This is a genomic window from Chitinibacter sp. GC72 (genome assembly GCF_009760905.1).
In the GTDB taxonomy this organism is placed as follows: Bacteria; Pseudomonadota; Gammaproteobacteria; order Burkholderiales; family Chitinibacteraceae; genus Chitinibacter.
This window is the reverse complement of record NZ_VIRW01000012.1, coordinates 19,205-30,608: the sequence shown is the minus strand read 5'-3', so window position 1 is coordinate 30,608 and position 11,404 is coordinate 19,205. Positions and strand designations below refer to the sequence as shown.

The 11,404-nt window shown below is 52.3% G+C and carries 10 protein-coding genes and 2 tRNA genes; 3 read left to right on the top strand and 9 right to left on the bottom strand.

All coding sequences use genetic code 11. The features are described from left to right. Positions 1-48 precede the first annotated feature (48 nt). The 6 genes from FLS37_RS11005 to tig all read right to left on the bottom strand — a co-directional run bounded on the left by FLS37_RS11005 (position 49) and on the right by tig (position 6,397). Positions 49-125: transfer RNA gene (locus tag FLS37_RS11005), tRNA-Asp, on the bottom strand. 49 nt (positions 126-174) lie between these two features. Continuing rightward, on the bottom strand, positions 175-447 hold the full coding sequence (locus FLS37_RS11000) for an HU family DNA-binding protein (RefSeq protein WP_028448819.1): 273 nt from the start codon (positions 445-447) through the stop codon (positions 175-177). Between the two features lie 84 nt (positions 448-531). After that, positions 532-2,946, bottom strand: a complete 2,415-nt coding sequence (lon, locus tag FLS37_RS10995; protein WP_157669977.1) for an endopeptidase La — start codon at positions 2,944-2,946, stop codon at positions 532-534. Positions 2,947-3,075: 129 nt separating this feature from the next. Then, positions 3,076-4,347: an ATP-dependent Clp protease ATP-binding subunit ClpX gene (clpX, locus tag FLS37_RS10990; RefSeq protein WP_157669976.1), complete on the bottom strand. Its 1,272-nt coding sequence runs from the start codon at positions 4,345-4,347 to the stop codon at positions 3,076-3,078. An 84-nt stretch (positions 4,348-4,431) separates the two neighbouring features. Beyond that, positions 4,432-5,061 carry an ATP-dependent Clp endopeptidase proteolytic subunit ClpP gene (gene clpP / locus FLS37_RS10985; protein ID WP_157669975.1) on the bottom strand — a complete coding sequence of 210 codons (630 nt, stop codon included), beginning with the start codon at positions 5,059-5,061 and terminating at the stop codon, positions 4,432-4,434. 34 nt (positions 5,062-5,095) lie between these two features. Then, positions 5,096-6,397 (bottom strand): trigger factor, encoded by a 1,302-nt coding sequence (gene tig, locus FLS37_RS10980; protein ID WP_157669974.1) that lies wholly within the window; start codon positions 6,395-6,397, stop codon positions 5,096-5,098. 484 nt (positions 6,398-6,881) lie between these two features. Here tig and FLS37_RS10975 point away from each other — a divergent pair, with 484 nt between their 5' ends. Beyond that, a complete protein-coding gene (locus FLS37_RS10975) occupies positions 6,882-7,253 on the top strand; it encodes a hypothetical protein (protein ID WP_157669973.1) in 372 nt (123 codons plus the stop codon). 176 nt (positions 7,254-7,429) lie between these two features. On the opposite strand, the gene FLS37_RS10970 is transcribed toward FLS37_RS10975, so the two are convergent. Beyond that, a tRNA-Leu gene (locus FLS37_RS10970) sits at positions 7,430-7,514 on the bottom strand. A gap of 220 nt (positions 7,515-7,734) precedes the next feature. Here FLS37_RS10970 and FLS37_RS10965 point away from each other — a divergent pair. Continuing rightward, complete coding sequence (locus tag FLS37_RS10965) at positions 7,735-8,073, top strand: P-II family nitrogen regulator (RefSeq protein WP_157670031.1); 339 nt, start codon at positions 7,735-7,737, stop codon at positions 8,071-8,073. A 99-nt stretch (positions 8,074-8,172) separates the two neighbouring features. Here the strand turns inward: FLS37_RS10965 and FLS37_RS10960 are convergent, their stop codons facing one another. Both FLS37_RS10960 and FLS37_RS10955 read right to left on the bottom strand, forming a co-directional pair. Beyond that, on the bottom strand, positions 8,173-9,186 hold the full coding sequence (locus FLS37_RS10960) for a zinc-binding alcohol dehydrogenase family protein (protein WP_157669972.1): 1,014 nt from the start codon (positions 9,184-9,186) through the stop codon (positions 8,173-8,175). A gap of 82 nt (positions 9,187-9,268) precedes the next feature. Continuing rightward, positions 9,269-10,360 (bottom strand): alkene reductase, encoded by a 1,092-nt coding sequence (locus tag FLS37_RS10955; RefSeq protein ID WP_157669971.1) that lies wholly within the window; start codon positions 10,358-10,360, stop codon positions 9,269-9,271. A 126-nt stretch (positions 10,361-10,486) separates the two neighbouring features. On the opposite strand from FLS37_RS10955, the gene FLS37_RS10950 reads away from it, so the two are divergent. Beyond that, positions 10,487-11,404 (top strand): LysR family transcriptional regulator, encoded by a 918-nt coding sequence (locus FLS37_RS10950; RefSeq protein ID WP_157669970.1) that lies wholly within the window; start codon positions 10,487-10,489, stop codon positions 11,402-11,404.

The window sequence follows — 11,404 nt, the reverse complement described above, 5'->3', positions numbered from 1 at the left end:
CTGCGCATAAAACAAAAGGGCAAACAATGACGTTTGCCCTTAAGGTTTTGGCGGAGTGGACGGGACTCGAACCCGCGACCCCCGGCGTGACAGGCCGGTATTCTAACCAACTGAACTACCACTCCAAAGAGCAGATCAGCAGCGATTCTGCGCTGACCTAACTCGACAATTCAATTATTGAACTGCGTCTTTCAACGATTTACCAGCGCGGAATTTTGGCTGTTTAGCAGCAGCGATCTTGATTGACTCGCCAGTGCGTGGGTTACGGCCAGTGCGCTCTTCACGTTCTGAAACGTAGAAAGAACCAAAACCAACCAGCGTCACTTCCTGACCGCTTTTAAGCGCGTTGGAGATCGCTTCTACGGTTGCATCCAGCGCTTTGCCAGCAGCAGCTTTAGACAGACCTGCTGATTCAGCGATTGCATCGATGAGTTCCGATTTATTCACTTACATCCCCTTTCTATTTTGATTAGATGAATCTGGTTGGTGCATTGCTTGATGTTTATATCAAGACCGCAAAATAAGTGTCAATTAATGCTTGAGACTGTGTTGGTTTGTATCAACGTTTGTCCCGGCAATGGCTTCATCTGCCGGGGTGTCGGCAGGTGTTGCAACTGGCATGCGTTCAAGCGCGTAGGCCAACACCTCATCAAACCACTTGACCGGATGAATAGCAAGGCCTCGCTTCACATTTTCCGGTATTTCGATCAAGTCTTTGACGTTTCCTTCCGGTATCAGTACTTGCTTGATACCACCACGATGCGCAGCCAGTAGTTTTTCTTTCAAGCCACCAATCGGTAAGACTTCTCCACGCAGGGTAATTTCACCGGTCATTGCCACATCGCAGCGGACGGGTATACCCGTCAACACCGATGTTAGCGCCGTGGCTATGCCAATACCCGCCGATGGACCGTCTTTTGGCGTCGCACCTTCAGGCAAGTGGATATGCATATCGTTTTTCTGGTAGAACTCGGGATCGATCCCTAGGCTCACCGCACGCGAGCGCACCACCGACAGAGCAGCCTGGATCGACTCTTGCATCACATCTCCGAGCTTACCGGTTTGGATCATTTTGCCTTTGCCCGGCAATTTAACCGTCTCGATCGTCAGCAACTCGCCGCCCACTTCGGTCCACGCCAAGCCAGTCACCTGACCTATTTGGTTTTTCTGCTCGGCAACACCAAAGTCATAGCGATGAACTCCCAGATATTTATCCAGATTCTTCGCATTGATCACCACTTTCTTATCCGATGGCTTCAGCAGCAAAGCTTTGACCACTTTGCGGCACAGCTTGGCGATTTCGCGATCAAGGCTACGCACACCCGCTTCTCGGGTGTAGTAGCGGATAATGTCTCGTACGGCGGTATCGGCAATCTGCAATTCGCCCTCAGCCACACCATTGTTCTTCATCTGCTTGGGAACCAAGTATTTGAGCGCAATATTGACTTTTTCGTCTTCGGTGTAACCCGACAGACGAATGATCTCCATCCGGTCCAATAATGGTGCGGGGATATTCAGTGAGTTGGCCGTCGCGACAAACATCACATCTGACAAATCGTAATCAACTTCGAGGTAATGGTCGCTAAACGAATGATTTTGCTCTGGATCGAGCACTTCGAGCAAAGCCGATGACGGATCGCCACGGAAATCGCTACCCAATTTATCAACTTCATCGAGCAGGAACAGCGGATTTTTCACACCGACCTTGGTCATGCTTTGCAAAATTTTGCCCGGCATCGAGCCGATATAAGTGCGGCGGTGACCACGAATCTCCGCTTCATCACGCACGCCACCCAAGGCCATACGAACGAATTTGCGGTTTGTCGCACGAGCGATCGACTCGCCCAATGAGGTTTTGCCCACCCCTGGTGGGCCTACCAGGCACAAAATCGGGCCTTTGAGTTTTTCAACGCGAGTTTGTACTGCAAGGTACTCAACAATGCGCTCTTTGACCTTTTCCAAGCCGTAGTGATCGGCATCGAGCACCGTATCGGCTTCGGCCAGATCTTTGCTGATCTTGGTTTTCTTCTTCCATGGCAGCGCCAGAATGGTGTCGATATAGTTACGCACCACCGTCGCTTCGGCCGACATCGGTGACATCATGCGCAGCTTTTTCAATTCGCCTTCGGTTTTTTCGCGCGCCTCTTTGCTCATGCCGGCAGTTTTGATGCGTTTTTCCAGCTCGTCCAGATCGGCGTTTTCATCGAGTTCGCCCAGCTCTTTCTGGATGGCTTTCACCTGCTCGTTCAGATAATACTCGCGCTGGCTTTTTTCCATCTGGCGTTTCACACGGCCACGGATGCGTTTTTCCACTTGCAAGATATCGAGCTCGGATTCGAGCTGCTTGAGCAGATGATCCATCCGCGCAGCAACATCTTCCATTTCCAGTACGGACTGCTTTTGCTCGAGTTTGAGCGGCAAGTGGGCTGCCACGGTATCAGCCAGGCGGCCTGCAGTTTCAATTCCGGCCAGTGAGGACAAAATTTCTGGCGGGATTTTTTTATTCAGTTTCACATACTGATCAAACTGTGCCAGCAACGTGCGGCGCATGGCTTCGGTTTCATTGCTGTCTTCCGGCGCTGGCGCTTGCGGTGTTGCCGTGACACGGTAAAAACCGTCGTCGTCCAGCAACTCTTCAACCACCGCGCGTTGCAAGCCTTCAACCAGCACTTTGACGGTGCCATCGGGCAGTTTCAGCAATTGCAGCACTGTCGCGACCGTGCCAATCGGGTAAATATCGGCAAAGCTGGGCTCATCCTTGGCCGCATTTTTCTGCGCCACCAGCAGGATGTGCTTGCCCGATTCCATCGCCGCTTCCAGCGCTTTAATTGATTTGGGGCGTCCCACGAACAATGGAATCACCATATGCGGGAATACAACCACATCGCGCAATGGCAGGACGGGGAATGAGGTTGATTCTGCGGGTAGTAATGAGTGTTCGGACATTGTGTTATGACCTGATCGAGGATATAGAGACAATATGCGGTCAAGCAGCGATTAATTCAATCGCTGCACAAAAAAACATACGCCCAGCCACAATCGATCAACGATTATGGCTGGGCGTGGGATATAGCCTTACTCGGCAGTCTTTTCAATGGCTACAGGCACATACTCTGGCTGAGACTTGCCGGCAATCACTTCAGGCGTCACTACGACTTTGGCAATGCCTTCCATCGCAGGCAATTCAAACATCGTGTCGAGCAGCGTTTGCTCAACGATAGAGCGCAAGCCACGGGCACCGGTTTTGCGCTCCATGGCTTTCTTGGCAATCGCCAGCAAGGCTTCAGCACCAATTTCCAGCTCGACGTCTTCCATCTCGAACAGTTTCTGGTACTGCTTGATCAAGGCGTTTTTCGGCTCGGTTAGAATCGAGATCAGCGCCGCTTCATCCAGCTCTGCCAAAGTGGCCACCACCGGTAAACGACCGACAAACTCGGGAATCAAACCAAAGCGGATCAAATCATCAGGCTCAACTTGATGCAATAAAGCACCGATGGTTTTGCTTTCGTCCTTGCTGCTCACCTCAGCGCCAAAACCAATCCCACCCTTAACAGAGCGATTGCGGATAATCTTGTCCAGACCTTCAAATGCGCCACCGCAGATAAACAGAATATTGGTCGTATCAACCTTGGGCATATCCTGATTCGGGTGTTTGCGGCCACCGTGCGGGGGTACCGAAGCGACTGTGCCTTCGATCAATTTGAGCAAGGCTTGCTGCACGCCTTCGCCTGATACATCGCGGGTAATCGACGGGTTTTCCGATTTACGGGCAATTTTATCGACTTCATCAAGATACACGATGCCGCGCTGGGCTTTCTCAACGTCGTAATCACACTGCGCCAACAGCTTGGCGATGATGTGCTCAACGTCTTCACCCACGTAACCCGCTTCAGTCAGCGTGGTGGCATCGGCAATCACAAATGGCACATCCAGGGTTTTGGCCATGGTTTGCGCCAGCAAGGTTTTACCCGAGCCAGTGGGGCCGATCAGCAAAATATTGGATTTGGCCAGCTCAACTTCACCATCAGCACCACGGCCTTTGGTCGACAGCCGTTTGTAGTGGTTATACACCGCCACCGCCAGAATCTTTTTGGCTCTTTCCTGACCAACTACGTATTGATTGAGGACATCGCGGATCTCCGTCGGCAAGGGCAAACGCTTGCCATCCGGGGTTTGCGGGCTAATTTCGCCGACTTGTTCGGATTCTTCACGAATTACATCGGTGCACAACTCAATACATTCATTGCAAATAAATACTTGCGGACCGGCAATGAGTTTTTGCACCTCGTGCTGGCTCTTGCCGCAAAATGAACAATACAGGAGTTTATCGCTAGGTTTATCAGACATAAACAGCCATTCCGAATTTCAAAACAAGCAGAGAAAGAAAAGCCGCCAGTGGAGCTGGCGGCCTGATTAATTCTGGCTGAGGGCTTAACCGGCCAGTGCAGCTCGCGATACCAGAACCTGATCCACGAGGCCGTAAGCTTGAGCTTCGTCGGCATTCATGAAGTTATCGCGGTCGGTATCACGTTCAATCGTTTCCAGGCTTTGGCCTGTGTGATTGGCCAGCAACTCATTGAGGGTACGCTTGGTTTTCAGCAATTCACGTGCGTGGATTTCAATGTCCGACGCCTGACCTTGCAGACCGCCAATTAGCGGCTGATGGATCATGATGCGCGAATTAGGCAGAGAAAAACGCTTGCCCTTGGTACCACCCGACAACAGGAAGGCCCCCATCGACGCCGCCATCCCCACGCACAGCGTTGAGACATCCGGCTTGATGAATTTCATCGTGTCGTAAATGGCCATCCCCGCCGTGACCGAACCACCTGGCGAATTGATATAGAGGGAAATGTCCTTGTCTGGATTTTCTGACTCGAGGAACAGCAACTGCGCCACGATCAAATTAGCCATTTGGTCATTCACTGGTCCGACCAGGAAAATCACCCGCTCTTTGAGCAAGCGTGAATAAATATCATACGCACGCTCGCCACGGCCGCTTTGCTCAACGACCATCGGCACCAAACCAATATTTTGCGGATCAAATTCCATACGAGACATTTCCACCCCTTAATGAATTACTAAAAGCTTAAGCTTATTGCTGGCCCATCAATTCGTCAAAGGCAACAGCTTGTTCTGTTACTTTTGCTTTTGACAGCACAAACTCGACCACGTTGTCTTCCAAAGCCATATTGGTTGGTGCAGCCAGACGCTCTGGACTAGCGTAGTACCAAGCCACAACTTCAGCCGGATCTTCGTAGTTTTGTGCCAGATCTTCAACGATGGCTTTCACTTGCTCTGGTGTTGCTTCTAGTTTTTCAGCTTTAACCAGCTCAGACAAAGTCAGGCCCAAGTGAACGCGGCGCTTGGCTTGCGCTTCAAACAACGCCGGATTAAACGGTACAGTCGCTGGATCGATACCACGTGCTTTCAAGTCGCCTTGCGCGCCTTCAACCAGACGACCAATTTCCATAGAAACCAGTGATTTTGGCAGCTCGATTGGCGTCGCATCGATCACGGCAGTCAAAGCAGATTCTTTAACGCGAGATTTCAAACGGAAGCGCACTTCACGCTCCAAGTTGGCTTTTACTTCAGCGCGCATTTTTGCTACATCGCCATCAGCAATGCCCAGGCTCTTCGCAAATTCTGCGTCCACTTCTGGCAAGATTGCAGCTGCTACGTTTTTCACCGTAATGGAGAAAACGGCCGTTTTACCAGCAACGTCTTTACCGTGATATTCAGCTGGGAAGTTAACGGTAACGTCTTTGGTTTCACCTTCTTTCATACCAACCACACCCGCTTCGAAGTCTGGCAGCATCTGGCCTTTACCGATCAGGAAAGCGTAGTTTTCTGAAGAACCACCAGCGAATACTTCGCCGTCAATCGAGCCTTTGAAATCGATAATCACGCGATCGCCATCAGCGGCTGCGCGCTCTACGCGCTCGTAACGGGTACGCTGGCTGCGCAGGATGTTGACGGTTTGATCAACTTCAGCGTCGCCTACAGTCAGCGTTGGTTTTTGCAGCTCAACGCCGGTCAAATCGCCCAATACCACTTCTGGATACACTTCAAACGTGGCCGCAAATTCAAAGTCACCGCCTTCGGCAGTTTCTTTTGGCTCGAAACGTGGGTAGCCCGCTACTTGCAGGTTTTGCGCTACTACAGCTTCACCGAAACTGCGCTCTACCGTTTCACCCAATACTTCTTCCTGGATGCGGAAGCCGTAGCTCTGGAAAACCACTTTCAAAGGCGCTTTACCTGGACGGAAACCGTCGATTTTGGCTGTTTTAGCCACACGTTTCAGACGTGCATCAACTTGCTTGCTGATTTCTTCACGTGGAACGGCAATTGACAGGCGACGTTCAAGGGCGCTCAAAGTTTCCAATTGTGCTTGCATGACCAGATATTCCTCACAGGTGTTCCGGATGGGATCACCCGGCAATAGACTTGGATATTTCTTATATTTGAAAACGTTCGACAGCAAGGGCTGCAGATTGACTGCAAATCAGGCACACAAATCGGTGCACTTAAGCAGCGCTATGCGCAAACGCCAGTGGCAGCGCGCATCAATCCAGCCTCAACAGCCATACAAACCAAAGATGGCGAATTTAACACAAAAGAATCGCGACACCAAGACCAAACCGGAAGGTTTTTGTTGGCAACAAGTCAGATAATCCGGCAGCAAAAAGCCCACTTTCAAGCCCAAACGATGCGGCAAAAATCAGCGGCCAAGCACATCAATTGAATCGCTTCAAACATCACAGTTTGTCAGGCCGAAACCAGCAGTCGCATCCAGCCTACAATCACGGTCAAATCTGCCAAGCTTGCTCGCAGCGGGTGCTATAGTGGCGCTTTACATCCCAGCCAGGTGGAAATTGCTCATGAAAAAATCGCTCGCACTGCTCGTCTTCACCGTCCTGTCTATTGGTTCCGCCCTTGCCGCCCCTTCACCCACCGAAGTATGCGCATCACAAGCGGCCGAGAAAAAACTCTCTGGCGCGGCCAAGAACAGCTTTTTGACCAAATGTGAAAAAGACATGACCAGCATGCCTAGTCAGTGTGAAGGACAGGCCAAAGAGAAAAAACTCGCTGGTGCCGCCAAAAACAGCTTTATCAAAAAATGCGAGAAAGACGCCGCAGCCAGCAGCGTGAGCAATCAGTGCGAAGCCAAAGCCAAAGAGAAAAAGCTCGCAGGCGCGGCCAAAAACAGCTTTGTAAATAAATGCCAGAAAGACGCCATGGCAGCCAAGTAAGTCAGTTGCCACTGCGCTCTGCGCACGATAGACAAAACCCAGTCCGCGCCGAGCGGCTGGGTTTATTTTGCGTCAAAGCCAAAGCAAGCAATTGCATCCAGACATGAAAAAAGCCCCGAAAATCCAGCATTACCGGGACTTTCGGGGCTTTTCTCTAAGCTCAACTATTTTCTAGCTGGTGCGAGCGGAGAGACTCGAACTCTCACACCTTACGGCGCTGGAACCTAAATCCAGTGCGTCTACCAATTCCGCCACGCTCGCACTCCAATCATTTCACTGCCTGTGTTGCGCCGTGAAAATCTTGTAGGTGCGCATTATGCGCAAGAGCGGACGAAAACACAATAGCGGACAGCTGATTTTCTCCCGTGATTTGCGTAGCGGCTTCATTGTGCAGGGATTATTACGCCGGGCGTGGCATGGCTGGCGTGACGTCGCTATACTGCGGCCTAATGTTTCCCCTATCGACGCCAAGGAAGATGCAATGAAAAAAATCGAAGCCATTATCAAACCGTTCAAACTCGATGAAGTTCGCGAGGCTTTGTCCGAACTGGGGATCTCTGGCCTGACCGTTACTGAAGTAAAAGGTTTTGGTCGCCAGAAAGGTCATACCGAGCTGTACCGTGGCGCTGAATATGTGGTCGATTTCCTGCCCAAAGTAAAAATCGAAGTTGTTCTCTCAGATGAGCAGGTGGATGCAGCCATCGAAGGCATTATCAAGGCTGCGCACACTGGCAAGATTGGCGATGGCAAAATTTTCGTCAGCCCGGTTGAGCATGTGGTGCGGATTCGTACAGGCGAGACAAACGATCAGGCGGTTTAAATTCACGCCATTCGAACAAAAACCCTATGCAAATCATGGGGTTTTGTTTTCTCCGCTGCTGCAGCAGCGGAGCTAAGTCAATATCCTTACGACTCGCACTCAAAACCCAGCCAGCACTATCTTGCCTTGCGCGCGACCACTTTCGAGTAGTGCGTGGGCGCGGCGAAGATTTTCTGCATTAATCACGCCAAATTGCTCATTCACCGTGGTGCGCAGCACGCCCTGATCAATTAAATCGGCCACAGCATTGAGCAAATGATGCTGCTCAATCATATCGGCAGTTTGATACAGCGCACGGGTGAACATCAGCTCCCAGTGGATCGCCACGCTTTTACGCTTGAACGGCATCACATCGAGTACCCGTGGGTCGTCGATCAGACCAAAATGACCTTGCGGCGCGATGCTCTCCAGAATTTGCGGCAAATGCTGTTCGGTCTGGTTGAGGCTAACAATGTGCGTGACCTGCTGGATGCCAATGCGCTGCAGTTCTTCGCTAAGCGGCAGGCGGTGATCAATCACATGATGCGCCCCCAAATCTCGCACCCATTGCTGCGTTTCTGGCCGTGAAGCGGTGGCGATAATTGTCAGGCCCGTTAATTGGCGGGCCAATTGAATCATCACCGACCCAACGCCGCCTGCCGCACCAATAATTAGCAATTGCTGCTGGCTCGGTGTTGTCGAGCGGGCAATTTGCAGGCGATCAAACAGCATTTCCCACGCGGTAATCGCGGTCAATGGCAAAGCGGCGGCGGCAGCGAAATCCAGACTACTCGGCATCCGGCCCACAATCCGCTCATCCACCGTTTGGTATTGCGCATTACTGCCTTGGCGCGAAATGTCACCGGCGTACCAGACCCGATCGCCCACTTTAAACAAGCTTGCCTGCGGCCCGACAGCAGTCACCACGCCGGTAGCATCCCAGCCCAGCACTTTCCATGCGCCGTCTGGCGCGTTGACCCCTTTGCGGATTTTGGTGTCAACCGGATTAACCGATACGGCTTGTACCTCGATCAATAGTTCTCGGCCTTCTGGGCGCGGTACTGGTAAATCGATATCTTGCAAACCCACCTCGGCAGTCAGTGCGTGGGCAGTTTGATAAGCAACGGTTTTCATCGTGATCTCCTCAATTTTGGGCAATACGCATACCGCACGGCCATGCGGCCGTGGGTCAGTGCGATGAATGGGTTAAATGAAATTAAAGCGCGGCGGCGTAATCGGTGTAGCCTTTGGCATTGCCGCCAAATAACGTTGCACCATCCAGTTGCGCCAAAGGCAGCCCAGTGGCGACGCGGCGCGGATAATCGGGGTTGGCAATAAAGGGGCGGCCAAAGGCCACCAAATCAGCCAGACTTTGGCTCAAAATCAACTCAGCTTTTTCCGGCGTGTAGCCACCCGCCACAATCAATGCGCCACTGAAGGTATTACGCAATTGCTGGCGAAATGACAGCGGTACCACTGGTGCATCATCCCAATCGGCTTCGGATAAATGCAGATAGGCAACCCCTAGGCGATTGAACTGCTCAGCCGCCAGCAATATGGTTGGAATAATGTCGGGGCAATCCATGCCACGGGCGGAAATAAACGGCGCTAGTCGTACACCAACACGCTCGGCACCGACTTCTGCCACCACGGCGGCGGTGATTTCCTGCAGGAAGCGCACGCGGTTTTCGCGACTGCCACCGTATTGATCTTGGCGCTGATTGGAAGTCGTACGTAAAAATTGATCAATCAGATAGCCATTGGCACCATGAATCTCCACCCCATCGAATCCTGCAGCCAGCGCATTGGCCGCACCACGGCGAAAATCATCGACGATTTCGGCAATTTCAGCGGTTTCCAGCGCACGCGGCAGCGGGCAATCGAGCATCGAGCCTTGTCCATTCTCATCAGCGACCCACACCTGTGCTTGCGGCAAAATGGCCGATGGCGCCACTGGCGCTTCACCAGCATGAAACGAAGCGTGCGACATCCGGCCCACATGCCACAGCTGCAAAAAGATCTTGCCCCCTGCCGCATGCACGGCGTCGGTGACCAAGCGCCAGCCATTGATTTGCGCCGTGCTGTAAATACCCGGCGTAAAGCTGTAACCCTGCCCTTGGCGCGAAATTTGCGTTGCTTCACTAATGATCAAGCCGGCGCTGGCACGCTGTGCGTAATACTCCGCCATCAAGGCGTTGGGAATATCGCCCGGCTGAGTGGTGCGGCAACGCGTCATCGGCGCCATCACCATCCGGTTTTTGAGCGGCAAATCTACTAATTTGGCGGCACTAAATAGCTGGTTAAACATGGTCAAACCCCTTGGAGATAGATCAATTTTGCAGTGAAGCCATTATTACAGCCGACAAAAATTTAATAAACTTGCCATTTAGATAAAGATATTCAACAATTTATTGAAAATACCAAGGGCTCTGCTGTGAAATTACTGCGCGAATTCGAGATCTTTATCCATACTGCCCAAACCGGCAGCCTGTCGGATGCCGCCCGCTTGCTCGACTTAAGCCCTGCCGCCACCAGCATTGCCATCAAGCGCCTAGAAGCTCAGCTCAATACCGCGCTATTTATTCGCTCGACCCGCAGCCTGCGGCTCACCCAGGCCGGCGAAGTGTTTTTGCAGCATTGCCTGCCCGCCGTACAAATGTTGCAAGACGGCTGTCGCGCCGTGCAGGCTGGCAATCAGCTCAGTGGTTTATTGCAGATTTCGCTGCCGTCCGATCTGGGGCGCAATGTCATCCTGCCGTGGCTGGATGAGTTTCAACGCCAATACCCGAAAATCAAATTGCGTGTGGCGATTTCGGACCGGCTGGTTGATATTTTCCGTGAATCGGTCGATTTGGCCTTGCGCTACGGCAGCCTGCCGGATTCGGCGATGATTGCGTTGCCCATCTGCAGCGACAATCGACGAGTTCTGTGCGCCGCACCCGCCTACCTAGCACGGCATGGCACACCGCAGCAATTGAGCGATCTGGCCCAGCACAATTGCTTGTGTTTTATGCTAGGCGACTATGTATATGACCGTTGGCGCTTTAGCGCGCAGGGGCAGGAAGTCTCGATTCAAGTCAGCGGCGATCGGGTTGCGCTCGATGGCGATGCGGTGCGGCGTTGGGCAGTAGCTGGTTTTGGGATTGCCTACAAATCGCAATTGGATATCGCAGAAGATCTACAGGCTGGTCGCCTGATTCGCCTATGCCCCGACTTGGAGGGAGAAGCCGCCCCGCTTAATCTGCTGTGCGCCGATCGCCGCCAGATCAGCCCGCTGGTGCAAGCGCTGCAAGCTTACCTTAGCCAGCGTTGCGTAGCGCTGTTAAGCACACAGGGGGACAGCAGCGTTTGA

What these genes read in the sequence shown, in the direction of transcription:
- FLS37_RS10975 (WP_157669973.1), top strand. Translation starts at nt 6,882, where the DNA reads ATGAAAAAATCGCTCGCACTGCTCGTCTTCACCGTCCTGTCTATTGGT.
- FLS37_RS10965 (WP_157670031.1), top strand. Translation starts at nt 7,735, where the DNA reads ATGAAAAAAATCGAAGCCATTATCAAACCGTTCAAACTCGATGAAGTT.
- clpP (WP_157669975.1), bottom strand. Translation starts at nt 5,061, where the DNA reads ATGTCTCGTATGGAATTTGATCCGCAAAATATTGGTTTGGTGCCGATG.
- tig (WP_157669974.1), bottom strand. Translation starts at nt 6,397, where the DNA reads ATGCAAGCACAATTGGAAACTTTGAGCGCCCTTGAACGTCGCCTGTCA.
- clpX (WP_157669976.1), bottom strand. Translation starts at nt 4,347, where the DNA reads ATGTCTGATAAACCTAGCGATAAACTCCTGTATTGTTCATTTTGCGGC.
- lon (WP_157669977.1), bottom strand. Translation starts at nt 2,946, where the DNA reads ATGTCCGAACACTCATTACTACCCGCAGAATCAACCTCATTCCCCGTC.
- FLS37_RS10960 (WP_157669972.1), bottom strand. Translation starts at nt 9,186, where the DNA reads ATGAAAACCGTTGCTTATCAAACTGCCCACGCACTGACTGCCGAGGTG.
- FLS37_RS10955 (WP_157669971.1), bottom strand. Translation starts at nt 10,360, where the DNA reads ATGTTTAACCAGCTATTTAGTGCCGCCAAATTAGTAGATTTGCCGCTC.